Below are 23,112 nucleotides of genomic sequence, written 5' to 3' on the forward strand. Positions count from 1 at the left end.
TCCATCACGCCCGCTTCGCGCTGGGCGCTTGCTCCTCCGCAAGGCTGGCGGCAAATCCTTCCCGGTAGCTGGGGTAGCGCAGGCGGTAGCCGAGTTCGGTGCAGAGCAGCTGGTTGCGAACGCGGCGGTTGTCGGCCCAGAAGCTGAGGGCCATGGGGCTCATCTGCGGGGCGATCGCCTCGAAGCGCTGCACAGCCGGCAGTTTGCAGCCCAGCAGACGCGCGGCGTACCCCAGCGTTTCACTCGATGGGCAGGGGGCGTCATCGCTCACGTTGATCACGGCGGGCCTGCGCTGCTCCGGTTGATCCGTGGCATGCAGCAGGGCCCCCACGATGTCGTCCACATGGATGCGGCAGAACACCTGGCCGGGCTTGTGCACCAGCCGCGCCTGGCCGCTGCGCAGCTGCTCAAACGGACAGCGCCCCGGGCCGTAAATCGCCGGTAAACGGAAACTTTGCACCGGCAGACCGCTGCTCAGCCAGCGCTGCTCGCACTGCAGCCGGGCCTGGCTACGGGGCAGCGTGGGCTGGGTCGGGGAGCGCTCATCCACCCAGGCCCCCTGGCTGTCGCCATACACGCCGGTGGTGGAGAGGTAGCCCAGCCAGTGCAGGGGCTGATGGCGTAGGGGCTTCAGCAGGTGCTGCAGGGCCGCGTCAGAACCCGAGGCATCGGGGGGCAGGGTGATCAAGACATGGCTGAGCTGCTCCGGCAGGGGCGGGATCGCCTGGGCTTCGGCGTCGAAGTGCAGCCAGTGGAGTGCTGCAGCGTCCGGATCGATGGTCTGCTCAGGCTTGCTGCGGCGGTGCGTGAGCCATACCTGGGCGCCGCGGGCGGCGGCGGCGCGAGCGAAGCGCTTGCCGGTGTAGCCCCCGCCCACCACGAGCACCCTGGCCCCCGGGTTGACAGCACGGGAGGTCATGAGTACACCTGTATCACTGCTTGGATTCGGCGATGACCGCTTCCTGTTTCTCTACTCCCTTGCCGGTGGCCCATGCGCTGCCAGTGGCCCATGGGCGCGCCCGGGTGCGTGTCCGTGGCCTGTTGCTGCCCGCTGTGCTGGGCCTGGTGCTGGGTGCCGCCCTGCTGGCACCGGAGCAGCCGCGCGCTCAGGCGGAGATCTGCGAGCGCCACAACGGTGCGGCGGCTTGCCGGATCTGGTGAGCGCTGTGGCCAAGGCGGTTCAGGCCGCCTGCAGTTCCAGGCCTGAAGGGCCTGGGCTGGCCCACTGCAGCAGCCGCATCGCCAGGCGCAGGTCGCCGTCGGTCCAGGCTCGAATCGCCATGGCGCGGCGGGGGTCGTAGAACCGCTGGCGGCGGTACCACTCGAAGGCGTCGGCATCGCTTTTGCGGCCATTGCAGGCGAGGCAAGCCGGCACGCAGTTTTCGGTGGTGCTCAGTCCGCCACGGCTCTGCGGCAGCACGTGGTCGATCGATTCAGATGGATTGCCGCAGTAAATGCAGGTCTTGTGTGTAAAAGAGTGGAGATTTTGCCTCCAGCGTCGAACGCGAAGTTTGGGGCACAGATCTTCAAGGAAAACCGCATCCCTGGCGTGCATCCGCTTGGCTCGGTTGCAGAGAGTTTGCCTGCGGTGGCTGGGATGTCAATGTGTCGAGCGATGCAGTTTTGACGCTTGATCACGGTTCTTGCATCCAGCTGAGCGTTCTTTAGAATCAACATCGCTGCGCGACGATGGAACGATTCCGCGGAGCGAGTTCACGGCCCCGCAACGCCGCGTCGTCCCGTGCCTGCATCGTCACAAGCGCCGCCCCGTTGCCTGATCCGTCTGGGCGCTTCGGGTTGCATTGAGGTGCAGCTGCCTTTCGACGCCGTCACCCAGGCCCAGCTCAGGGCCGTGCGGCCGCGCGGGCAGTGGATGGCGCGGCGCGGCTGCTGGCAGTTTCCGCTGGAGGCCGCGGCGGTGCTGCGCCGCCAATTCGGTGGCCGCTTTGCCGTCGACCCGGCTTTGCAGCAGTGGTTGGCTTGGTTGGAGCAGCCCCTGCCGCCTCTGCCGCCCCATCGCACCCTCGTGCAGCGTGCGGATCTGCAGGCGCCGCTGCCGGATGGGCGTGTGTTGTTTGCCCATCAGCGCGCCGCGGCCCGTTGGTTGCTGGCGCGGCGGGGTGCCGTGCTGGCCGATGCCATGGGCCTGGGGAAAACGCTCACGGCCCTCGCGGCCGCGCGGGCGATGGTGCGTGCGGCCGACTGTCGCATCGTGGTGGTGGCGCCGGCCGGTCTGCATCGCCATTGGCAGCAGGAGGCCTCGGCGCTGCAACTGCAGCTGGAGCTGCTCAGCTGGGCGCGCTTGCCCGATGGATTGCCACCGGCCGGCACGGTGCTGATCGCCGACGAAGCCCACTACGCCCAGAACCTCCAGGCCCGCCGCACTCAGGCCTTTTTGCGCCTCAGTCGCCATCCGCGGGTGCGGGCGGTGTGGTTGCTCAGCGGTACGCCCATGAAGAACGGCCGGCCGGTGCAGCTGTTTCCGCTCCTGGCTGCCATTGGTCATCCCCTGGCTGCCGATCAACGCGCTTTTGAGGAGCGCTACTGCCAGGGCCATTGGCTGGAGCGAGGCGGCAAGCGTCAGTGGCAGGCCATGGGCGCCACCCATCTGGAGGAGCTGCAGCGCCTCACCCGGCCGCTGGTGCTGCATCGCCGCAAGCAGGATTGCCTGGATCTGCCGCCCAAGCAGCGGTTGCTGGTGCCGGTGGAGCTCAACGCGGCGGAAGGGCGCGGTTTTCAGCATCGCCTTCAGCTCAAGATCGACGACTACCGCCGCCGGGCTGAGGCAGGTCTGGTGCGACGCGATGCCGAAGTGTTGGCGGTGTTCACAGCACTGCGGCAGATCAGCGCTGAATACAAATTGCCGGCGGCCACGGCCCTGGTGCAGCGTCTCCTGGACCAAGGCGAAGCAGTGGTGCTGTTTAGCGCGTTTGTGGCCGCGGCCGAGCTGTTGCACAACCGGCTTGGCGGCCTGTTGCTCACGGGACGTCAGCCGCCAGCAGAACGGCAGACGATCGTGGATCGCTTTCAAGCTGGTGAGGCCCGCTTGCTGATCGCCAGCTTCGGGGTGGGCGGCCTGGGATTCACCCTGCACCGCGCCCGCCATGTGGTGTTGCTGGAGCGTCCTTGGACGCCGGGTGATGCGGAGCAGGCGGAAGATCGCTGCCACCGCATTGGCATGCAGGGCAGCCTGCAGTGTCACTGGTTGCAGTTGGGCGTGGCTGATCAGTTGGTGGATGATCTGATCGCCAGCAAAGCGGCTCGGATCGAGCAGCTGCTCAGCCGGCGGAGCCTGCCCGTAATGGTGCGCCAGCTGCTGGAGCGTTGGTGAGGGTGCGGCAGCTTCGAGCCCTGAGCTGAATTTCCTCCACCAGCAAGGGATCGGGTGACGCTGTTTTGGGCACTTGCTTGAGCAGCTTTTCGGCCGCCAGGCTGTCGCGGCAGGCGGCTTGGTTGTCGCCCGCCAGGCTGTGCAGCAGCGCCCGCTCGTTGCGGGGCTGCGGTTGCTGGGGGTGGGCCTCCACCACGCCATCGCAGCGGTTGAGCGCTTTTTTCAGGCGCTTGATCTCCACCTGCCTGAGGCAGTCGCCCAGGCCGGGCAGCGTGCTGCTGGGATCACTCGGGGCGCTCACGCAACCCCCCATCAGCGCCAGTGCCAGGGCTGCGGCGGAACCCAGGGCGGCCCGTTTAATAGGCGTAGCGCTCGCTGCGGGTTGCGCCGCCTTCGGTGCTGCTGTTGCCGCCGCTGGCGGCTTCGCGCTGCTGTTGTTGTTGCTCCTGAGCTGCGCTCGCATAGAGATCACCGAGATATTTGCCGCAGTCGGGGAAGGTGCCCGGGTTCTGAACCACAGCCTCTGTGATCATCACCGCGGCGTGCTCAGGCGAGGTCTTGAACAGGCTGGCGCTCTGGCGCCTGATCAGCGCGTAGGCGGCCAGCCAGCTCACTTCATGGTTGTTGCCCGAGTTGCGCATGAAGCAGTACACCTGCGCTCCCTTGCCGGCGGGGCCTGAAGGGTTCTCAGCGGCCCTGGCCGCCGGCAGAGCGCTCACGATCGCCGTGGTGAGGGCCAGGGCCGGCAGAACCCTGTCGAGCGTTGAGCGCAGCATGAACCGTGACGGGTAGTGGGGCCCAAGGTATCGGGCTCCTGTAAACCGATCCAGGGGCGCTCGCCGCTTCAGCCCGAGGGGGGTGGCGTGATGCCACTGGCCAGCAGCAGCCGCATCGCCACCGGCAGAACCAGCAGCACGGTGATCAGGCGTACGGCATGGAGCACCGCCACCGGCGCACCCACGCCGAACTCATCCCCGGCCAGGCTCATGCCGCTGATGCCGCCTGGGGCTGCCCCCAGCAGCGCCACCAGCGGATCTAGGCCCAATAAGCGGCTGCAGCAGAAGCCCACCAGCAACCCTGCCACCACCAGGGTGAGGGTGATCAAGATGGCCGGCTTCCACAACTGCCTCAGTTCGCTCAGGGCGGTGGCGGTGAGGCTGGTGCCGATCACCGTGCCGATTCCAATTTCAAGGGCGGTGCGGGTGCCAGGGGGCCAGCTGGCGGCCTCCAATCGGCCGCTGAGGCTCAGCAGGCCAGCGCCCAGCAGGGCGCCTGCCAAGGGCGCGGCGGGGATGCCCGTGCGCAGGGCCAGCAGTCCTCCACCCAGGCCGGCCACCAGATAGGCGAGCAGCTGCAGGGGTGAGCTCATGGCAGCCAGCTGCGGGAACAGGCCAAGTCTGCTGGCTGGCAGAAGGCTTGTGTGTTGAGATCGGATCTCCTGGACTGCGCAGCATGGCGGCTGAATCGGTGTCATTCCGGATCACACGATCCACGGAAGATCTGGCGCAAACCGTGTCGGCGCTGTCCCAGCGTCTGGTGAAGCTGGAGCAGCGTCTCGCCGCGCTGGAGCTGCAGCTGGATCGGGTTGCGGCTGAGCCTGAGCCGGATCCCGATGATCTGCTGCGCCTGGATCGGGTGGCCAGCTTGTTGGCCGATTGCCGCAGTTTGCTGGAGGAGGAACCCAGCGCCGCCCAGCACGAGGACGAGCATCCGCAGGCTGCCTGAGCAGTGACTTGGCAGCGGTGCCACAATGGAAAGAAAGCGAACCATGGCCTTCTCCAACAGCCATCGCACCGCTCCAGCTACCGCTTTAACCAGCTCCAACGGCAAGGCCGCTGGCTCACCGGCCTGCCAGAACCGCGGTTATGCCGAAGGTGGTCACCAGCTTGAAAAGCTGGAGTTTGCTCTGGCGGTGGCGATCACCCGCGGTGATCAACAACGGGTCGCCCAGCTGCGCGATCAGATCGATGCCCTCGGCGGCAACCGCGAAGAGCCCGGCACCTGATCGTTCAGGCCATCAAGCCTGCGCTCCATCACTGTTGTGATTCCGTGATCGGCATGGGCGTGTTGCTTGGATTTGCACCACGCCCGTTAACATCGATTCACGCCAAAGTCGACGCATGCAAGCGACACGTCAGGCTCCGGCACCTGCCGCTCGCCGCGAAGACCTTTTGAAAGAGGCGGGTCGGCACGCCGCTGCGGCTGAGCTGGCCGCAGCCTCAGGGGAGATTGAGACGGCAGCACGATTGATTCTTCAGTCACTCGATTGCGAGCGCCGGGCCGGTAGCGTTGGCCCACAGGTGCTGCAGCTGATCAAACCCCGCAACTGATTTCCATCGTTCGATTCGTCCTGCCCGAATCGATGCGGATTAGATCGACTTCGGACGACGATGGGTTGTTGTTGGCAAGCGGGTGACCGGGCTCGAACCGGCGACGTTCAGCTTGGGAAGCTTCTTGGCTAGTTGAGCAAACTGCCCGTGCTGCAGTGAGTCTCGTATTCCTTCAGGCTTGGATGTGAGAAGGTCTGTGAGAAGCTTCTGGCCTTCTCCCCTGCTGTGAGAGGGCGCAGGTTGGAGCCGGCGGAGGCAGGGCAAAGGGGCGCGGGCTGCTCTGCGAAGGACGTTCTCTTTATGCGAACCCAGCATTCCTTTGCCCAAGGCAATCCTTCGCCAAGTCCGCGAGGTAGAAGCAGGATCTGAAAGTTGAATCCAGCGTGGTCGAAAGATCGAAGGCATGGAATAACAAGCGTCGCGGCCCCTGTGGTTTCAGCAGTGCGTCCGGTCGGCGACGGCCGTCCTTCAGCGTGCCACGGCTGCACCGTGGCGTGCATCGGCCAGCCGCCTCCGCCCTCCGCTCCGGGGCCGGTGCGGGGGTGGCGGGCAGGGCCGCTCTCCCGCGGCTGCGGTGGCCGGGCGTTTGCCCGCGTTGATGGGGCTGGAATGAGGTCCTAAGCCCCCTCGCGCGGCTGCGCGGCCAGCTGGGCATTCAGTGCTGAATTTGGCGGACTTGCTTATCAGCCTCCAAGCTCGTCCCAGTATGGTCTCGCTTTGCGTAGATCCACTGCGCCGCAGCCTTTTTGGTCCCCTTGCAGTGCGTTTGTACTGGTAGAATAAAGGCTGCGCCAAAGGCCACGAGCCCATCGCCTGCGGCAATGAAATCTTCGGGCAACTTGCCCTGTTCGTTTGCTCTGTAGCCCATGAGCTTGTTCTCTGCTGCAGTGGCCCAGGCCGCTGCATTGCCGCTTCCCGGTCTCCTGCCGTCGCCGGTGCTGGCGCATCGCTCGGTTGTCATTGTCGCTGCCGGTGGCCGTGATCTCGTCTGGCCTCAAGAGCGCATCGCCTCCGCCCTGCTCCAGCGCAGCGGTGGTCGCGCCGTCCATCTGCTGGTGCATGGCGGTGCCCGTGGTGCCGATCAGGCCATCGGGCGTGCCGCCCATCAGCTCGGTTGGCGGGTCCAGGCCCTTGCCGCCGAGTGGCGCCGCTATGGCCGCTCCGCCGGCCCCATCCGCAATCGGCGTCTGCTGGAGCGGGCGCTGGTGGAGGCCCAGGCCCGCACCTCCCCAGCGTTCAGCGCCTCGGTGCTGGTGATCGCCTTCCCCGGTGGTGCGGGCACGGCCTCGCTGGTGCAGCAGGCCCGGCGCTGCTCAGTCCGTTCGCCGGTGCCGGTGGTGGTGATGGAAGTGCCGCCGCCGTTCTCGCCGGAGCCCTTCGCCGCCTGATCGGCATACGCCCCGCATCTTTCTCGTTCCCACCCTCATCCACGTCCTTATGTCTGTTCTCACCACCACCGCTCCTCTCCCTCCGGCCCTCCCCCAAGCAGCAGGCCCCGCCTGCTCGCTGCAGCGCGCCGGTTCCCTCTGGCAGCTGGGCATCGAGGCCCAGGAGCTCACCACTGCCATCGGCCAGCTGGCCCAGCAGCTGGAAGCCGACGACGAAGACGCCCGGTCCCAGGCGCTCGCCGAGCTGGAGGCCGCCCTGCTGGCCGAGGAGGGCAACAAGCAGGCCCTCGCAGCCAAGGCCGATGCCACTTGCTGGGTGATCGAGCACCTGCGCGGCCAGGCCACTTACCGCCAGCAGCAGGCCAAGCGACTCACCGAGCTGTCGCGTTCCGATGGCAGTCGGGCCGATGCCTTGGAGGAATCGCTGGTGCTGGTGCTCACTCGGCTGCAGCCCTCCGCCACCCGCTTCTCGTTCCCCAATCACGAGCTGCGCAGCACCCGCTCCACCGCCGTCGCCATCGAGAACGAGGCGCTCCTCGACCCCGAATGGCTCACGGTCAAGACCACCTTCCAGGCCGATAAGACCGCCATCAAGGCAGCGCTGAAGGCCGGCGAGCAGATCACCGGTGCCCAGCTCCTCTCCCGTCGCTCCTGGCGCATCTGCTGACGGCCACAGGCCGCCCGCAAGTGGGGTTCCGGTGCTGCAGCCGGGGCCCTCTCCTCCTCACACCATTGCTTCCATCGCCATGACCGTCGCCGCTCCTTCTGCCAACGGGGCCAGCACCACCAGCCGCCCCGCTCCTCCTCGACCAAGCCAGAGGCCGCCATCGGCCCTGGAGCTGATCCGCTCAACTGACCGCGCCGAGGCGCTCCCTCCAGCCGCGCCGGAAGCCACGTCGGCCGCCGTCCCGGTTCATCCCCCTGGCTTCTCCCCCGAGCAGCTCGCCGCCCTCTCCGCCCCGCTCGATCGGGCCAACGTCCGTCAGCGCGAGCAGGGACGCAGCCGCGTGAGCTATCTCGAGGGTTGGCAGGTGATCGCGGAAGCCAACCGCATCTTTGGCTTCGATGGCTGGCAGCGTCAGACCATCGCCGTCCGTTGCGTCGCCCAAGCCGAACGCATGATCGGCCGGGATCAGAAGCCCGGTTGGGGCGTCACCTACACCGCCCGCGTGCGCGTCACCGTTACCGCCGGAAGCCTGACGCCCCTGGTTCGGGAGGGCAGCGGCGCCGGCCACGGCATCGATGTGGACCTGGGCCAGGCCCATGAATCCGCCCTCAAGGAGGCCGAAACCGACGCCATGAAGCGGGCACTGATGACCTTTGGGAACCCGTTTGGCCTCGCCTTGTACGACAAGGCGCAGAGGCAGGTCAGCAGCGCAGCAGGTCAGGGAGAGGGAGCGCAGCGGCCAGGTGGGCAGCAGCCTTACGTGAGCCGGGCGGCGGCTGGCGCTCCCTCCCCCACCACTGCATCCCCGGCCCTGGTCGATCCCGGCCAGCAGGCCCTCGATGCCGACACGATCCAGCGCCTCCACAGCAGCCTGCGGGCCCTGCCCCGCCCTCGGCTGGAGAGCCTCACCCGGGCCTTCCGCAAGCGGTTCCAGGTGCCCGAGGAGGCGGTGACGATCGCCGATCGGATCAATCAGAAGTGCCACCACGACTGGATTGAGGCCTTCCTTGTGTCGCACCGAGATGTGCGCCAAGTCGAGCAGCAGTAGTGACCGGAAGCGCATGGATGGCCCCGTCACAGCTCCACCTGGAGTGGGGCCTCATCGCATCACCTGACCACCGTGAGCTCAGCGAATGCAGATCAAGGACTCGATCGAAAGCTGGGAGAGTTGCTCAGCTACGTGATGCTGGACTTCCTCACTCTGTTGACTCAGCGGCAGCACCTCCAGGCATGGACTCCCACAAGTCAGGTTGATCTCCTGGCCCTTCATCAACGGCAGAACCCTGGGATCCTCAAAGTTGGCGCTGGTGGCAAAGACCAGATGCCTGTCGTGGTCTGCATCAAAGACGTACCCCACGACGTACAACGTCCCGTCAGGACCGGTCGCGCTGGTCACCACCTCGTGGAGAAAAGCTCGGGTTGGTTGCACCGCCATCGCTGGTTGTCCTCTTCAAGCGAGGGGGCTGGTGCTGCACCACAGCCGCACCCTTGGGGATGCCGAGCGGTGCGCCGCGTCTTCACTCGATCGCTGTCCACAGAGCGAGGGGCGGAAGGAAATGGACTGGTCGGGCGGCGTGGAAGGCCCGGAATCACTAGCCATGGGCTGACTGCAGAGTCATGAACAAGGGCCCGCATGGGTAGAAGCAGAGGGCTCCAACTCCCCCCGGCCTTTCTCGTTCCGAAAGGCCGGCCCCGCGGACATCAAGGTCTAACACCGGGTTTTGGAGCCCAACACCACGGGTAGCGTCCAGCGCCTTTACGTCTTGCCACATTTGGTGGTCAGCCCTAGGATCGCCCCCTGGTGATCTGGCTCCGAGAGCTTCGCGGTTGGGCATCCCGAGAACCGCCACAACCTGCAGCCAAACCTGAAATTGAGAGCCCCTGCGCGGCAACGGTTCTCACTCGTTCTCAATAAGGGCTTGTGCCAGTCGAAAAACAGGCTGCCCGCATCGCCTTGCGCCTCGCTCAGGCCTGGGCGGACCCCGGCGTGACTCCGTTGCCCGGCCCCTTGCTAGTACGCTTGTACTTCTATGGAGTCGCTGATGGCGCTTCATCGTCCCCGCCCGATAGGGCCAGCCGATCGGATCGATCTCCCTACTGAGGAGTGGCCGTTCCTCGACCAGGAGGTGCTGGAGCAGGCACGGAGCCACAAGGTCTGCATGACTTGCCACTGGTTCCAGCACCAAGCGGGCGTGAACTGCATCCCGCTGCTCACCTGCCAGCTGCACCAGGGCTTGATCGCCCACGGGGAGCACCTCACCAGCTGCTGCCAAGGTTGGACCGACGACATGGCCCGCCAGGCGGGCAGGGCTCCGGACGTGGCTTGATCTGCCATGGACGACGAGGACACCGAAACCCGGCTGGGCCGGCTGGCCTGCATCGGTCCATCAGACGAGGTGCGTCAGGCAGGCGGCGGTCATGGTGGGCAGGCCACGGGGCTGGCGATCACGCCACCCGGCCTGCCCCGGCTTGCGCACCGCGCAAGGGCTGACGCGAGTCGCTTCGCTTCGCTGCGCGACCCTTGCGCGCCGCTGGCGGCGCCGGGGCTGAACGGCGGTGTCGTTCGCCAGCCCAGCCATGGCCGCCACTCCCCTGGTCCGCGCCTGCCCGATCCGCATCATCTCGGTGCACCTGCTCGATGCCGCCGGCCAGCTGCTGCGGGTGCTGTTCCTCGATCGCGAGGGGCACATCAGCGCCCTGCCGCACTACGTGCCCAGGGCCGAGGCCCTGATCCTGGCCTCCAATCAGCAGCGGGTGCTTGGGCCCCAGGCCAGGGTGCACGTGCTCTGAGGCGCCAGCGCCTCTCCCGGCTGGCACTGCCGGCCGGGATTTACCGAAACCCTGTCGGTTGGTTCCGTCTGGCGATCGGGATGGGTATAAACCGGGGGTCCCTCCCAGCCGATGCTCAACTACACCGCCGACTCCCATTGTGGCAACGGCCCCACCAGCGTCTGGGGCATCAGAGGGGGGTGCGCACGGGAAACCAGAGGTTGGTGAGCATGCCAATCCCTGATTTTAATGAGTATGGATTGCTAGATGATGGAATTTACGCGTGCACGATGAGAGAAGTGGAGGCGGCACTGGTATGGAATGAGCAACGCCGCAGGCTGACAGAGTCGCTGCAGGCTTTTATCAGAGACGAACTCCTGGATCGTTTCACGGCAATTCCGCCACTTGTGCTCGATGGCAGCTATGTCACTTCAGAAGAGAGCCCAGCAAATATCAACCTCGTGATTGAGTTGCAGGGCTTGCCAAGCGATCAGCAGTGGGAGGGGCAAATGCTGTACTTGCGCAATGTCGAACTCTTTGGTGCTTACAAGATTGACATGCGCCCCAGTCTAGAGAAGCTTGATCAGGACTTTGTGAGTTACTTCCGGTCTTGCGATCCAAGAAAAGCACTTGAAAAAGAGCTTGATTGCAAGATCAAGAAAGGGCTGCTGAGGTTGATGTTATGAGCGGCTGGATCGACATCGTCGAGGGCAAGGCCCGTATCATTCACCGCGAGCTCCTGGCAGCTCGGGAGCTGGCAGTGCGGCTTGGCAAGGATCCTGAGCTGATCAGCGCGCCGTATTTCGAGCTGCTCGCCAGGCTCTATCGGGACGAGTTCCCCTACGCATCACTGGCAGATCACGCCGATCTGGTCGCTCGATTTACGGGGCCAGGTGTGATGACCCACGAACCCCCCATTTCCCTTGTCACCGGTGCATTCTCGAAGCTGCGTACGCAGATTCAGAAGATCGCCAAATCGATCGCTGGTCTCAGCGAAGAGAAGCGTGTTCGCTGGCCGGCAGACCTGGATCCGTATCTCTCAGGGCTGGCCTATGGAAGCCTGGTCGTGGGAATGCGGGTCCCGAGGCCAGATGATGTTGGCGCTCAAGGTCAGCTGGTACTTGAGGGCGTGACCGATGGCCTCTATGAAGCCGTCCGTGAAGCAGTGTGCAGCCTTCCTCTGATTCCTCGGCTCATCAAGGATGAAGCCGTCAGTGAGGATGTTTATTCCCTGTTCCCGGACCCAGCTGTTCGTGACACCGTAATGGTGGCGGCCCAGAAGCTTGCACCCACCCCCAGGAGCAAGGCCATCACCGAGCTGTTCCTCAGTTGTCCGGGGGAAAGCAAGGTGGCGCCCGCGGCGCTCACCCGAGAGAGCGGCAAGATCCTGCAGCGATCCTTGGATCAGGCATCAGGACAGCGCTTCCGGGGAACTGATGCCTTCGAGGGGGTGGTGCGGGAGATCGACCTGGACGCCCTGCGCTTCGAGATCCGAGGAGCCCGGTATCAGCGCGGTATCCGCTGCATCTACGACGATCGGCACAAGGGGCAGGCGCGCGAGATCCTCGACTGCTCCGTCCGGGTCAGAGGTAGCTACGAGGCTGCGGCCGATGAACAGCCCAGGCTTGTGGCGGTGGAATCCATTGAGATCCTCAAGAGACCAGCGGAGCAGATGGACCTGTTGGGGCAGTGAGTCCTTCTCAGATGCTTGCCACTCTTTGAAGCTCAACTCAGCCCCACGTACACCGGCTGGAACCACTGCATCCACCGGCTCTGACGATTCTCGCCATACAGCATGGTGTGCCAATGGCCGCGGCGCTAGTGGGGCCTGCGGGAGTGCAGTCCAGCCGGAAGTCTTTGCTGATCAACACCAAACACTTGGTCCACCCATCTCTAACCCGATGGGTCCGGTCATCAACACGTGTCGGCTATTCCAATGAATTCCACCAAGCAATGGGCCGCTTGTCCTATCCAGTCACAGATCCAGGCCACTGTGAGAACCATGGACTTGCCGGATGTTTATGCAGGATTCGCATACTTGTTGCGCAGCGTGTTGCGGTTCACCTGCCTGCAGCGCAGGGGGATGACCAAGCCCTGTTGAAGGGTCAGGATGGGGCTCGACCCCCTCGAGCACCCTGGCTCGCCAGGGCCGTGCCGCCCACCCCATGAGCCCTCCCACCATCTACGAGCTCTGCCGGCCCCGGGCCGACGTGCTGGAAGGGCGCATCCGCGATGAAGACTTCGCTGCCGACCTGAGCCAGGTGCTGAAGGGCACGGCACCGGAGCTCTACAAGAACCCGGCCCTGTTCTTCGCGAACACCCACCCCACCAGGGGCCTGCGCGAGCTGTTCCTGGCAGTGGTGGACCGGCTCACCAGCGCCGGCAGCCAGCTGGGCAGCATCCTGCGGCTCGACACCAGCTACGGCGGCGGCAAGACGCACGCCTTGATCGGCCTGAACCACATCCTGACGGCCGCCGATCAGATCCCCAACCTGGCTGAGTTCATCGACCCAGCCCGGCTGCCAAGTCAGAAGGTCACCGTCGCGGCCTTCGACGGCGAGAACGCCGACCCGATGAACGGCCGGCGCATGGAGGGCAATGTGCTGGCCTTCACTCCCTGGGGGGAGCTGGCGGTGCAGCTGGCTGGCCCAGCGGGCTACGAGCGCATCCGCAATAGCGACCGGCTTGGAGCAGCTCCTCCTGGGGCGGAAACCCTGCGGGAGCTGATTGGCGAGCGGCCGGTGCTGATCCTGATCGATGAGCTCTCGATCTATCTGCGCAAGATCAAGGGCCCCGCTGCCGGTCAGGCGGCTGAGCAGCTCACTCCCTTCCTCACCGATCTGATCAAGGCGGTGAACTCCTCCCCCCAGGCGGTGCTGGTGTTCACCCTGGCCCTGGGCAAGGGCGGGCAGTCGGTGGACGCCTATGGAGAGGAAAACCAGCGAATCGATCGGATTTTTGCCGAACTGCAGTCGGTTACGGGCCGGCAGATCACGGCCCTCACGCCCACCAGCGAAGACGAAACGGTGCAGGTGCTGACCCGGCGTCTGTTCGAGTCGATCGACCGCAGCCGGGTGGAGGAGGTGGTGCAGTCCTACCAGGAGATCTGGAGCCGCACCGCCGAGGCCCTGCCGCCGGTGGGGCAAAGCGATGACCGGGCTGCCAATTTGCGCAAGGGGTATCCGCTCCATCCGGAGCTGATCGACACCCTCATGCAGAAGACCTCCACCCTGGAAAACTTCCAGCGGGTGCGGGGCATGCTGCGGCTGCTGGCGCAGACCGTTGGGCAGCTCTGGCGCGAGCAGCCACGGGGCGTCACGTCCGTCCATCTCCACCATGTGGATCCGGGCAACGAGCGGATTCGGCTGGAGCTTTCCACCAAGCTGGGGCTGCAAGCCTTCATTCCGGCGATCCGGGCGGATGTGTCCACCACACCGGAAGAAGGAGGCAAGGCCCTAGCCCAGAGGCTGGATGCCCAGGAATTCACAGGGATGGAGCCCTATGGCTCCATGGCAGCTCGCACGGTGCTGTTCCACTCCCTGGCCTTCAACGAACCGCTGAAGGGCCTCAGCCGCCTGGAGCTGAACTACAGCCTCTATGCCCCGGCTGTGGATCCGGCCTTTGTGGACAAGGCGGTGCGCCTCTTGCAGGAGGAGTCGGAGTATCTCGACGACAGCGGCACCAGCAAGCTGCGCTTCCTTACCGACGCCAACCTCAACCAGATGGTGAGGAAGCGGGAGGGGCAGTTCGATCTGGAGAGTGTGCGTGAGGAACTTAACCGTCGTATTGGCACGATCTTCGCCAAGCAACGGCTGGAGCCTGTGTTGTTCCCGTCCAGCCCGGCTGACATCCCCGACGACACGGATGGCCCTTACCTGGCGGTGATCCACTGGGAAGGCCACACCGTGGAGCAGGCGAACATCCACCTGCCGGAGCTGGTGGTGCGGCTGTTCAAGGAGAAGGGCGACAACGCCAATGTGCGCCTGAACCGGAACAACCTCGTGTTCGTCTGCGCCGATGCCCTGCAGGTGGACGACATGCTTCGCAAGGCCCGCACCTACCTGGCGCTGCAGCAGATGCAGCAGGGCGATCTATTCGCGAGCTTGCAGTCACACCAGCAGGATCAGGTCAAGGAGCGCTACGGCCAGGCGCAGCAGGGCTTCGCCCTGGCGGTGCAGCAGTGCTACCGGCACGTGTTCTATCCCGAGCGGGGTCAGTGGCCCGAGGTGCCCCTCACCCATGCCGCCATCACGGTCACCAGCGCCAGCAGTGAGCCGGGGGTGGGTCAGAAGCAGGTGGAGCGGGTGCTGCGGGAAGCCCGAGAGCTGGTGTTGGCGGAAGATGCGCCGCCGGCCCCGAACTACATGGCCGACAAGACACCGCTCAAGCGGCTGGGAGTGATGAGCACGCGGGATCTGCGCAACGAGTACTACCGCGATCCGGCCCTGCCGATCCTGCTTGGGGATGAGGTGCTCAAGAAGTGCCTGCGCATGGGACTGGATCAGGGCTTGTTTGTCTACAAGGAGGGCGATCGCCTCGAAGGCCAGGGCCTGCCGCCGGGAACGCTCTCCATCAGTGAGGACGGCAAGATCTACACGATGGAGAAGGCGCTGGAGTTGAGCGTCTGGCCGCCGAAGACCTCAGCTCCATCCGGTGAGGGTGGTGTGGATCAGCCAACCGTGTTTGGTGGTGAAGGTGGAACAACTCCGGTGGCTGGAGGAGGAGAGACGGGCACCGCTGTTCAGGTGGGATTTGGCTCCACCAGCCCCGGCAGTGGTGGCGGAGCGGGCGTTGCACCACCCCCAGGCCCTGGGGTGATCGAGCGGACCGACAACGTGAAGACAGCCCTCACCCAGCTGGCCCAGCAGGTGAGCAGCTCGGGCAAGGCGATCAAAAACCTCACCTGGCGCATGAACAGTGGCGACGGCTTCCTGCCGATGGCCCTGCTCAAGGCCGAGCCTGGCGCCACGGTGCGGGTCGAGATGATGGAGGGGGGCTGGAGCAGCGGCGACGGCAGCGCCGAATGGAGCTTCGACTTCAACGGCACGCCCGAGGAAGCCAGCCATCTGCGGGGCTTCATCGAGGGCCAGTGGCGGAGAGGCGGCGAAAAGTCGCTCGACATCACCTATCAGCTCCGCTACGAGCCACCCTTGCGCTGGGATGACGGCGGCGAGGGCTGGATCTCTCGCCTCACCCGGGCTGGCCTCAGCGCTCAGACCGCCACGATCCGGCTGGAGTTGACCGCTATTGGCGAGGAACAGCCATGACCCAGGCCATTGCTTCTGGCCGGCCGGCCTACGAACTGCGCAGCAAGCAGCGCGGCCCCAGCGATCTGCAGCTGGAGGTGTGGCAGGTGCCCAGCACCGCGACCCCCGAGCTGAAGGAGCCCCGCCGGGTGGCGGGCCTGGGCGGCCACAAGCTGCTTTTGGTGGAGGGTGCAGTACTGCGGCGCCTCAAGGCCGAGCAGGTGAGCCTCGGCAAGCTCAAAAAGGGCGAGGCTCGACGGGATGCCCTCTCGGAGGATCTGGCCCTGGCGATGGGGCTGCTGTTCAAGCTGCTGGCCCCGATGCGCAACGTGGCGGGGATCGAAAACTGCGCCCGTGGCATCGATGCCATGGCCCGTGAGGAGGCGGCCTACTGGCTGGGCATGGCCATGCACCGCAAGAACCCTCGGCGGGTGCTGGCGGCGCTGCGCCTGTTGCTGAGCGCAAGCTGATGACACTGCAAGCAATGAATAGCGCTGCTCCCTTACTAATTGATGCTGCGGCCAACGCAACTGATGCTATTAATCCGCAAGCGACCCCATTAGACCTCAAGGCCTACATCCCTTTGTTCTCATTCTTGGGGGCTGCGGCTGGCGGCATCATTGCAGCCCTCGCACAGACTCGGATCGCCAGGCTTAATGCGGATAACTCCAATACGTCTCGGCTTGCGGTCCGCAAAGAGGAAGTCATTTCGGAGGGAGTATTGGAGCTAATTAGGCTTGACCCATACAAGAAGCAGGATGGCGAGGCAAATCAGCTTGCATTGCGGGCCGCAAACTCAATCAAACTCTTTCTCGACAAAGAAGAAATAGCAGACAGAAAACTTGAGGGGGCGGTTGAACACCTGATCCACATTTATGCATGCGTGGTCAGCCCCAGCATGGACGAAGAACTTGTTGACAGGCTGATGATCCTGAAGAATCCAGACGTTGATGCCGAAAGCATGACAAGTCGACGGCTCGAGGAATTACTGGAGCTATTGCAGCAAGCTCGCTTAGAAGTTCTCTGGGCAGCAAGATCGTTAATCGCACAGGACAGGCTCAAGCTACGAGATCAGCTCTCAAGGAATTAATTCTCATGAAAGATACTGCCAAACGCCTGATCGAAGAGTGGCTGCCGATTGCCGACATCGGCATCGAGAGCGTGCGCGAACGGACCCCGATGACGCCTTTCCCGGCGCCCAACCGGCTGCATGTGTGGTGGGCACGACGGCCGCTGGTGGCCTCGCGGGCAGCTGTACTGGCCTCGCTGCTGCCGGCTGATGCCGATCGAGACATTTTCCGGCATGTGTTGGGGATTCAAGGGGATCCTGTCGCGGCAAAGAGGCGTATCGCCAAGGCGACCCGTGAAGGAGTCCGGCTTGGAGCTGATGCCTACGGCTACAGCCGAGCCTTCAGCTATTCACCAAGTGAAAGAGAACATATCTGGTTACGGGAAGAGATGCAAAAGCTGGGTATTCATCAGCCAACTGTGTTGGATCCAACAGCAGGTGGAGGTGCCATCCCCTTTGAAGCTCTGCGCCTTCGTTGCAGCACCTTCGCCAACGACATCAACCCAGTAGCGGTCTTGGTGGAGAAAGCCACCTTTGAGTGGCCGACGAAGTTTGGGCCTGGCCTGGTTGACGAGGTCAAGCGCCTGGGCAATCAGTTGGCCAGCCGAGTGAGGGAGAGGCTGGCCTGGACTTTCCCCCCAGAATCTGAAGCCGATTGCAGGCCTGACGGTTACCTCTGGGCCCGCACTATTCACTGCCCATACTGTGCGGGCAAGGTGCCTCTGTCGCCGAACTGGAAGCTGGCACCCGATGGCACTGGCGTAAAGGTGGTACCGCACCTAGGCGATGGCTCTGGTGACATCAGCCGTTATTGCAGCTTCGAGATCGTTGGCAGCATCCGCGAGCAGAGCGACGGCACCGTAAAGGGTGGTGATGCTACCTGCCCCTATCCCGACTGTGGCCGGGTGATTGATAGCGACCAGGTGAAGAAGCAAGCTCAGGCGGGCGGCATGGGCGAACAGCTCTTTGCGGTGGTCTACAAGCGCCGGCTACCTACCGAGTACACCAAGACCGGCAAGCCTAAAAAGGACAAGTGGGAGCGCGGCTACCGCCCCCCTAATCCAGTGGACGATAACAGCGCGGCGATCGAAGCCGCCATTGCGGAAAAGCTGCCGGAGTGGGAGGCGCTGGACCTGGTGCCGAATGAGAAGTTCCCTGAGGTCTGCAATGACGACCGCCCCATTCAGTACGGGATGCCGTTGTGGCGCGATCTGTTCTCGCCCCGGCAGCTGCTCTGTCATGGCACCAGCGTGGAGATCTTCCGCGAGTTGGTGAATGAGCAGATGGCAACGCCTGGTGGGTTGAGCGACGGCGGCCGTGCTGCTTTGGCGTATGTCGCATTGGCACTGGATAAGTTGCGCGACTACAACTCACGAATGACAAGGTGGATAAGCAATCGCGAGGTAATGGCAAACACCTTTGATAGGCATGACTTCGCCTTTAAGTGGTCTTACACAGAGATGGCATCAATGCTGGAGGGGCGTGGGTTCGACTGGGCTTTCTCCTTGGTTGTGAAGTGCATAGATGAGCTGATCGACCTGATCGGTGCTGGCAGTGCTCGTTTGGCTGATGCAGGGCCTTTGTTCGCGACCCCAGCTGCGACATCCACATCCGCACCAGTCCCATTACACATTTCCTGCGGCTCCGGCGACACCCTTGCACACATCTCCTCCGCCAGCGTGGATGCTGTTGTGATGGATCCGCCCTACTACGACAACGTGATGTACGCGGAGCTGAGCGATTTCTTCTATGTCTGGCTCAAGCGCACAGCTGGCCTGCTGTACCCAGAACTTTTCATGGCGCCGCTCACTGACAAGGAGAACGAGGCCGTCGCCAACCCTGCGCTGCACAAGGGTAAGAAGGGCGCCAAGGCTCTGGCTGGTCTCGACTATCAGCAGAAGATGGCCGAGATCTTCGCCGAGTGCCGTCGCGTCCTCAAGGACGACGGCGTGATGACGTTGATGTTCACCCACAAGGCCACCGGGGCATGGGATGCACTCACCAAGGGGTTGATCGATGCCGGCTTCGCCATCACGGCGTCCTGGCCCATCAACACCGAGGCGGAAGGATCACTTCACATCAAGGACAAGTCGGCCGCCAACAGCACGATTTTCCTGGTCTGCAGACCGCGCCCTGAGCAAAAGCCGGAAGACGGCGTGCAGTACTGGGAAGACCTCGAACCTCGGGTGAAGGCCGCTGTGCGCCAGCGCATCGAGCAGTTTCAGGCCGGCGGCATTCGCGGGGTTGATCTCTACCTTTCCTGTTTCGGGCCTGCCTTGGAGGAGTTCTCCCTTCACTGGCCGATCAAACGTGGTCAGCCCAAACCGATCGAAGAGAAAACAAGGAAGCGCGGTCGTGCTCAGCTCACCCTGGAGGAGCTTCTGGGAGAGGACGATCCCTACTCGGTCAGCCCTGAAGATGCTCTTGATGCAGCCCGACGCGAGGTGAAGGCATGGCGCATGGAAAAACTCACCTCTGGATCCCGCCGCGCCCAGCTAGATCCCCTCACGGAATGGTTTGTGCTCGCATGGGATGCCTTTGAGGCCCCTCAGTTCCCCTTCGATGAAGCCCTGCGCCTGGCTCGTGTTGTGGGTCTTGACCTCGACAAGGATGTTGTTGGCGTGCTGGCCGAGAAGAAGGCCAGTGATCTGATCCTCTGGGACAGCTCGACTCGCGCCACCAAGGGCAAGCTCGGCTCACCCGATGGAACGCGCTCCTGGATCGATGCCATTCACCACTGCGCCCACCGCGCCCGGAGCATTGACCTCAACTCTGCCAAGCAACTGCTCGACGACAATGGTCTGGCCAACAGCGCCGACTTCCTCACTGCCATGGAAGCCGTACTGGAAGTGCTGCCCCTCTCGGCCCGCTACACCGGCTTCGATCCGGTGAAGGCCGCTGCTCCAGCTGCGTCCGACTTCGAGGCCCTGGAGAACCTGCGTCGTCTGGCGCTCGCTGAGCAGGTGCCGGCACCCAAGCAGCTGGAGTTGGTGCTGGCGGACCTGGCTGAGGCATAAGCAGCCATGGCCGGCCTCGCCGATCACGCCTGGAAGGGGCGCTTCAGCAGCTCGATCGAGAGCCTGTTGGACGGGTTCTACAGGCCGGCCCTGATGGATGCCACCCGCTACTGGCGCATCACCGGCTACTTCACCAGCCGCTCTCTTCTCCAGGTACTCGAAGGCGTGGAGCACCTAGTGGCGGCCTCAGCCGATGGGATCGGGCATGGACAGATGCGCCTGATCACAGGCGTTTTCCTCAGCGAGGCAGACATCACCGCTCTGGCGGCTGGAGCCCCCGGTGAGACCGTTCTCGCCGATCACCTCTCGAAACACTTCCCCTTCAAGGGAGTCGAGCCCGGAGGCCAGGGTGCTGCAGCCCTAGGGGCCGAGCTCCTGGCCTGGCTTGTGGATCGTGGGCACCTGGAGATCCGCGTGGGGCTGCCCCTCATCGACGGGCTGATCGTCAACGACGGCGCGATCTTCCATGCCAAGGAAGGCGTGATCGAAGACAACCACGGGCAACGATTGGGCTTCAGCGGCAGCGTCAACGAAACGCCCAACGGCTGGACCAGCAACTTCGAAACCATCCAGACCTTCTGCTCCTGGAAGCCTGGTGGTGCCGAGGCCATTGATGATCTGGAGGCTGGCTTCCTACGGCTCTGGGAAAACCAAGACTCCGGCGCCCGCACCTTCACCCTGCCCGAGGCAATCCGCCAGCAATTGGCCATCTTCCAACCAACGGAAGGGGTGCCCCGTCGCCTCAAACCTTTCCTGAACGATCTGCCCGCGCCGGAGCCAGAGCCCGTCGTTGAGAGCGTCCCCGACATCGATGAACGGCGCCGCATCGTGTGGAGCTACGTGCTTCAGGCTGCCACCAGCGATCTGCCCGGGGCCGAACGGGTTGGTGAAGGCACCAGTGCCGTCACTCCCTGGCCACATCAACAGCGGGCCTTCCAGCGTCTCTGGCAGCAGTGGCCGCCCAGACTGCTGATCGCCGACGAGGTGGGCCTCGGCAAAACGGTGCAGGCCGGCCTGCTGCTGCGCCAAGCCTGGTTAAGCGGGCGTGCCCGCCGCATGTTGGTGATGGCACCCGCGTCGGTGCTCAAGCAGTGGCAGCGGGAACTGCGTGAGAAGTTCGGCCTCGACTGGCCCATCTACAGCGGCAAGTCGCTCGACTGGCAGCCCACCCGCTTCCGTCCGGCTGGGCTCTCCCAACCAGTGGACCGGAGCAGCTGGACCGCAGAGCCTTATGTGCTGGTCTCCAGCCACCTGATGAGGCGGCGCGATCGCCACAAGGATCTGCTGGAAGCCGAGCCTTACGACCTGGTGGTGCTCGATGAAGCCCACCACGCCCGCACCCGTCGAGAGAACAGCAGCAGCGGCGGTGAGCGCCTCCGCCCCAACACCCTGATGCAGCTCATGCAGCAGCTGCGCCAACGCACCAACGGTCTGCTGCTGCTCACCGCCACGCCCATGCAGGTGAGTGAGCTGGAGGTGTGGGACCTGCTCGCCCTGCTGGGCATGCCCCCCGAGTGGACCGAAGACGCCTTCGAGCGGTTCTTCGAGTGGGTGGAGAAGGAGAACCCGGATGAGGCCACCCTGTCGTACCTGGCCGGACTGTGGCGCAGCAGCGTGTCGGCCTTTGGCGAGGCACCGGGCAATGCCCTGCCGGAAGACCTGCGCAAGTCGCCACTGCGCAAACGCAAGGCCCTGCGGGCCCTCAACGACACCGATCCCCTCTCCCGCCGCAATCTCAGCATCGAGATCCGCCAGGCCTCCCTCGCACTAGCCAAACGTTGGACCCCGGTGCAGGGGCTGATCTCCCGCCACAGCCGCAACCTGCTGCGGGCCTACAAGCAGCAGGGATCGATGGATCTGGCCATCGGCACCCGCCATGTGGATGACCGCTTCCTGGAGAGCACGCCGCAGGAGCGGGCGCTGTACGACGCCGTGGAGGACTTCATCTCCACCCAGTACGCCCAGGCCTCTGGCCAGAAGAAATCGGCGGTGGGCTTCGTGATGACGATCTACCGCCGCCGCCTCGCCAGCAGCGTGGCCGCCCTGGTCTCCACACTGGAGAAACGACTAGCCGGCCAGCAGCAGCAGCTGGAGGAAGACGCTGCAGCCGCAGAAGACGACGACATCAGTGGAGAGCAAACCTTCGATCTGGAGGGCATGCAGATCGCCTTCCAGGAAGCCTCGCTCCAGGGTGAACTCGATGCCATCGGTGTGCTGCTCGATCAGGCCAGGCCTCTGGTAGGCCACGACAGCAAGGGGGCCGAGTTCCTCAAGGCCATCGAGGAGCTGCAGGCCCAGGGCTACAAGCAGGTGATCGTCTTCTCCCAGTACAGCGACACCGTCGATGCCCTCAAGGAGCTGCTGATCGGCGCAGGGCGCACCAGCCTGATGGCTTTCACCGGACGCGGCGGCGAGATCCTGCAGAGGGGTGGGGTCTGGAAGGCCCTGAACCGCGAGGCCACCAAACGGGGCTTCAAGGAAGGCAAGGCCGAGATCCTGCTCTGCACCGATGCGGCAGCCGAAGGCCTGAACTTCCAGTTCTGCGGTGCCCTGATCAACTACGACATGCCCTGGAACCCGATGCGGGTGGAGCAGCGCATTGGCCGCATCGACCGCATCGGCCAGACCCACGAGCAGATGCAGATCATCAACCTGCACCTCGATGGCACGGTGGAGGCTGATGTGTACCGGGCGCTGAAGGGTCGGATCGCGATGTTCGAGCAGGTGGTAGGCAAGCTGCAGCCGATTCTGGCCAAGGCATCAAGCTCCATCTCCCAGGCCACACTCGTCAGCCGTGATCAGCGGGAGAAGGCACGGGCATCTGCTGTGGCGGCTGTCGAACAGGAGCCCGAGATCAAGGGTCTGGACCTTGATGACGTCCTCCAGGACCTCGATGCCATCCGTGATGTGGTGAACACCCTGCAGCCCTCACCACTCACCTTGGCTGATCTGGAAGCCATCCTCAGACAACCGGCGTTGCTGCCACCCGGCTGCAGTGCCCGCTCAATTGGCGCCTACGACTTCGCCTGGACCCAGCCCGGTCTCGACAAGGAAATGCGCGTCACCTGCAACGCCTCCTACTTCGATGACAACAGCGATAGCTGTGAGCTGTGGGTGCCGGGAAGTCCGTTGTTCCCCATGGAACCAATACAGGACTTAGGCACTTCCAATTCCGCATGTATTTCAAGGCAGCAGTTCGATATAGCATTGAAATGACAAGCTATGTCAACACATTTCAAGAATTTTATGCTCGGCCGGCACATGCTTTTTGGCATTATTTTGCGGCCAACCAGAT

General features: G+C 64.2%; 22 protein-coding genes. 16 read left to right on the plus strand and 6 right to left on the minus strand.

Annotated elements, in window-relative coordinates; genetic code table 11:
* Positions 1-4 precede the first annotated feature (4 nt).
* Positions 5-919 carry an NAD-dependent epimerase/dehydratase family protein gene (locus H9532_RS07230; RefSeq protein ID WP_296366979.1) on the minus strand — a complete coding sequence of 305 codons (915 nt, stop codon included), beginning with the start codon at positions 917-919 and terminating at the stop codon, positions 5-7.
* A gap of 32 nt (positions 920-951) precedes the next feature.
* On the opposite strand from H9532_RS07230, the gene H9532_RS07235 reads away from it, so the two are divergent.
* Positions 952-1,161 carry a hypothetical protein gene (locus tag H9532_RS07235; RefSeq protein WP_296366981.1) on the plus strand — a complete coding sequence of 70 codons (210 nt, stop codon included), beginning with the start codon at positions 952-954 and terminating at the stop codon, positions 1,159-1,161.
* A 19-nt stretch (positions 1,162-1,180) separates the two neighbouring features.
* On the opposite strand, the gene H9532_RS07240 is transcribed toward H9532_RS07235, so the two are convergent.
* The gene (locus H9532_RS07240; RefSeq protein ID WP_296366983.1) at positions 1,181-1,555 is read right to left on the minus strand and encodes an HNH endonuclease; all 375 of its coding nucleotides are present in this window, start codon (positions 1,553-1,555) and stop codon (positions 1,181-1,183) included.
* A 222-nt stretch (positions 1,556-1,777) separates the two neighbouring features.
* Here H9532_RS07240 and H9532_RS07245 point away from each other — a divergent pair, with 222 nt between their 5' ends.
* A complete protein-coding gene (locus tag H9532_RS07245) occupies positions 1,778-3,331 on the plus strand; it encodes a DEAD/DEAH box helicase (RefSeq protein WP_296367452.1) in 1,554 nt (517 codons plus the stop codon).
* Here the strand turns inward: H9532_RS07245 and H9532_RS07250 are convergent.
* The 3 genes from H9532_RS07250 to H9532_RS07260 form a co-directional block, all read right to left on the minus strand.
* Positions 3,279-3,632: a hypothetical protein gene (locus tag H9532_RS07250; protein WP_296366985.1), complete on the minus strand. Its 354-nt coding sequence runs from the start codon at positions 3,630-3,632 to the stop codon at positions 3,279-3,281. The two genes, H9532_RS07245 and H9532_RS07250, sit on opposite strands and share 53 nt — an antisense overlap.
* Positions 3,633-3,687: 55 nt before the next feature.
* Positions 3,688-4,107 (minus strand): DUF6554 family protein, encoded by a 420-nt coding sequence (locus H9532_RS07255; protein WP_296366987.1) that lies wholly within the window; start codon positions 4,105-4,107, stop codon positions 3,688-3,690.
* A 68-nt stretch (positions 4,108-4,175) separates the two neighbouring features.
* Positions 4,176-4,700 (minus strand): AbrB family transcriptional regulator, encoded by a 525-nt coding sequence (locus H9532_RS07260; RefSeq protein ID WP_296366989.1) that lies wholly within the window; start codon positions 4,698-4,700, stop codon positions 4,176-4,178.
* Between the two features lie 143 nt (positions 4,701-4,843).
* Between H9532_RS07260 and H9532_RS07265 the strand changes: the two genes are divergently transcribed.
* The 5 genes from H9532_RS07265 to H9532_RS07285 all read left to right on the plus strand — a co-directional run bounded on the left by H9532_RS07265 (position 4,844) and on the right by H9532_RS07285 (position 8,764).
* Entirely contained in the window at positions 4,844-5,056 is a 213-nt protein-coding gene (locus H9532_RS07265) for a hypothetical protein (RefSeq protein ID WP_366664542.1), read from the plus strand.
* 43 nt (positions 5,057-5,099) lie between these two features.
* Complete coding sequence (locus tag H9532_RS07270) at positions 5,100-5,336, plus strand: hypothetical protein (RefSeq protein WP_296366993.1); 237 nt, start codon at positions 5,100-5,102, stop codon at positions 5,334-5,336.
* 1,191 nt (positions 5,337-6,527) lie between these two features.
* The gene (locus H9532_RS07275; protein ID WP_296366994.1) at positions 6,528-7,049 is read left to right on the plus strand and encodes an SLOG family protein; all 522 of its coding nucleotides are present in this window, start codon (positions 6,528-6,530) and stop codon (positions 7,047-7,049) included.
* Between the two features lie 49 nt (positions 7,050-7,098).
* Positions 7,099-7,716, plus strand: a complete 618-nt coding sequence (locus tag H9532_RS07280) for a siphovirus Gp157 family protein (RefSeq protein WP_296366996.1) — start codon at positions 7,099-7,101, stop codon at positions 7,714-7,716.
* Between the two features lie 79 nt (positions 7,717-7,795).
* Positions 7,796-8,764: an RAD52 family DNA repair protein gene (locus H9532_RS07285; RefSeq protein WP_296366998.1), complete on the plus strand. Its 969-nt coding sequence runs from the start codon at positions 7,796-7,798 to the stop codon at positions 8,762-8,764.
* A gap of 78 nt (positions 8,765-8,842) precedes the next feature.
* On the opposite strand, the gene H9532_RS07290 is transcribed toward H9532_RS07285, so the two are convergent.
* Positions 8,843-9,151, minus strand: a complete 309-nt coding sequence (locus H9532_RS07290; protein ID WP_296367000.1) for a hypothetical protein — start codon at positions 9,149-9,151, stop codon at positions 8,843-8,845.
* 607 nt (positions 9,152-9,758) lie between these two features.
* Between H9532_RS07290 and H9532_RS07295 the strand changes: the two genes are divergently transcribed.
* The 9 genes from H9532_RS07295 (at position 9,759) to H9532_RS07335 (ending at position 23,033) form a co-directional block, all read left to right on the plus strand.
* Entirely contained in the window at positions 9,759-10,043 is a 285-nt protein-coding gene (locus tag H9532_RS07295) for a galactose oxidase (RefSeq protein ID WP_296367002.1), read from the plus strand.
* Between the two features lie 229 nt (positions 10,044-10,272).
* Positions 10,273-10,506: a hypothetical protein gene (locus H9532_RS07300; protein ID WP_296367005.1), complete on the plus strand. Its 234-nt coding sequence runs from the start codon at positions 10,273-10,275 to the stop codon at positions 10,504-10,506.
* 209 nt (positions 10,507-10,715) lie between these two features.
* Entirely contained in the window at positions 10,716-11,171 is a 456-nt protein-coding gene (locus tag H9532_RS07305; protein WP_296367006.1) for a hypothetical protein, read from the plus strand.
* A complete protein-coding gene (locus tag H9532_RS07310; protein ID WP_296367007.1) occupies positions 11,168-12,178 on the plus strand; it encodes a hypothetical protein in 1,011 nt (336 codons plus the stop codon). Before H9532_RS07305 ends, H9532_RS07310 begins: the two co-directional genes overlap by 4 nt.
* Positions 12,179-12,650: 472 nt before the next feature.
* Positions 12,651-15,752, plus strand: coding sequence for a DUF499 domain-containing protein (locus H9532_RS07315; RefSeq protein WP_296367009.1), 3,102 nt, complete (start codon positions 12,651-12,653; stop codon positions 15,750-15,752).
* Complete coding sequence (locus H9532_RS07320) at positions 15,749-16,201, plus strand: hypothetical protein (RefSeq protein WP_296367011.1); 453 nt, start codon at positions 15,749-15,751, stop codon at positions 16,199-16,201. The genes H9532_RS07315 and H9532_RS07320 overlap by 4 nt, the downstream gene beginning before the upstream one ends.
* Positions 16,201-16,821 (plus strand): hypothetical protein, encoded by a 621-nt coding sequence (locus H9532_RS07325; RefSeq protein ID WP_296367013.1) that lies wholly within the window; start codon positions 16,201-16,203, stop codon positions 16,819-16,821. The genes H9532_RS07320 and H9532_RS07325 overlap by 1 nt, the downstream gene beginning before the upstream one ends.
* 5 nt (positions 16,822-16,826) lie before the next feature.
* Positions 16,827-19,817, plus strand: a complete 2,991-nt coding sequence (locus H9532_RS07330) for a DUF1156 domain-containing protein (protein WP_296367015.1) — start codon at positions 16,827-16,829, stop codon at positions 19,815-19,817.
* 6 nt (positions 19,818-19,823) lie between these two features.
* A complete protein-coding gene (locus H9532_RS07335; RefSeq protein WP_296367016.1) occupies positions 19,824-23,033 on the plus strand; it encodes a helicase-related protein in 3,210 nt (1,069 codons plus the stop codon).
* The last annotated feature ends 79 nt before the right edge of the window (positions 23,034-23,112 follow it).

This window comes from Vulcanococcus sp. Clear-D1 (genome assembly GCF_014654725.1).
In the GTDB taxonomy this organism is placed as follows: Bacteria; Cyanobacteriota; Cyanobacteriia; order PCC-6307; family Cyanobiaceae; genus Vulcanococcus.

What these genes read in the sequence shown, in the direction of transcription:
- H9532_RS07230 (WP_296366979.1), bottom strand. Translation starts at nt 919, where the DNA reads ATGACCTCCCGTGCTGTCAACCCGGGGGCCAGGGTGCTCGTGGTGGGC.
- H9532_RS07270 (WP_296366993.1), top strand. Translation starts at nt 5,100, where the DNA reads ATGGCCTTCTCCAACAGCCATCGCACCGCTCCAGCTACCGCTTTAACC.
- H9532_RS07310 (WP_296367007.1), top strand. Translation starts at nt 11,168, where the DNA reads ATGAGCGGCTGGATCGACATCGTCGAGGGCAAGGCCCGTATCATTCAC.
- H9532_RS07240 (WP_296366983.1), bottom strand. Translation starts at nt 1,555, where the DNA reads ATGCACGCCAGGGATGCGGTTTTCCTTGAAGATCTGTGCCCCAAACTT.
- H9532_RS07320 (WP_296367011.1), top strand. Translation starts at nt 15,749, where the DNA reads ATGACCCAGGCCATTGCTTCTGGCCGGCCGGCCTACGAACTGCGCAGC.
- H9532_RS07280 (WP_296366996.1), top strand. Translation starts at nt 7,099, where the DNA reads ATGTCTGTTCTCACCACCACCGCTCCTCTCCCTCCGGCCCTCCCCCAA.
- H9532_RS07315 (WP_296367009.1), top strand. Translation starts at nt 12,651, where the DNA reads ATGAGCCCTCCCACCATCTACGAGCTCTGCCGGCCCCGGGCCGACGTG.
- H9532_RS07325 (WP_296367013.1), top strand. Translation starts at nt 16,201, where the DNA reads ATGACACTGCAAGCAATGAATAGCGCTGCTCCCTTACTAATTGATGCT.
- H9532_RS07295 (WP_296367002.1), top strand. Translation starts at nt 9,759, where the DNA reads ATGGCGCTTCATCGTCCCCGCCCGATAGGGCCAGCCGATCGGATCGAT.
- H9532_RS07275 (WP_296366994.1), top strand. Translation starts at nt 6,528, where the DNA reads ATGAGCTTGTTCTCTGCTGCAGTGGCCCAGGCCGCTGCATTGCCGCTT.
- H9532_RS07260 (WP_296366989.1), bottom strand. Translation starts at nt 4,700, where the DNA reads ATGAGCTCACCCCTGCAGCTGCTCGCCTATCTGGTGGCCGGCCTGGGT.
- H9532_RS07255 (WP_296366987.1), bottom strand. Translation starts at nt 4,107, where the DNA reads ATGCTGCGCTCAACGCTCGACAGGGTTCTGCCGGCCCTGGCCCTCACC.
- H9532_RS07335 (WP_296367016.1), top strand. Translation starts at nt 19,824, where the DNA reads ATGGCCGGCCTCGCCGATCACGCCTGGAAGGGGCGCTTCAGCAGCTCG.
- H9532_RS07235 (WP_296366981.1), top strand. Translation starts at nt 952, where the DNA reads ATGACCGCTTCCTGTTTCTCTACTCCCTTGCCGGTGGCCCATGCGCTG.
- H9532_RS07285 (WP_296366998.1), top strand. Translation starts at nt 7,796, where the DNA reads ATGACCGTCGCCGCTCCTTCTGCCAACGGGGCCAGCACCACCAGCCGC.
- H9532_RS07305 (WP_296367006.1), top strand. Translation starts at nt 10,716, where the DNA reads ATGCCAATCCCTGATTTTAATGAGTATGGATTGCTAGATGATGGAATT.
- H9532_RS07290 (WP_296367000.1), bottom strand. Translation starts at nt 9,151, where the DNA reads ATGGCGGTGCAACCAACCCGAGCTTTTCTCCACGAGGTGGTGACCAGC.
- H9532_RS07330 (WP_296367015.1), top strand. Translation starts at nt 16,827, where the DNA reads ATGAAAGATACTGCCAAACGCCTGATCGAAGAGTGGCTGCCGATTGCC.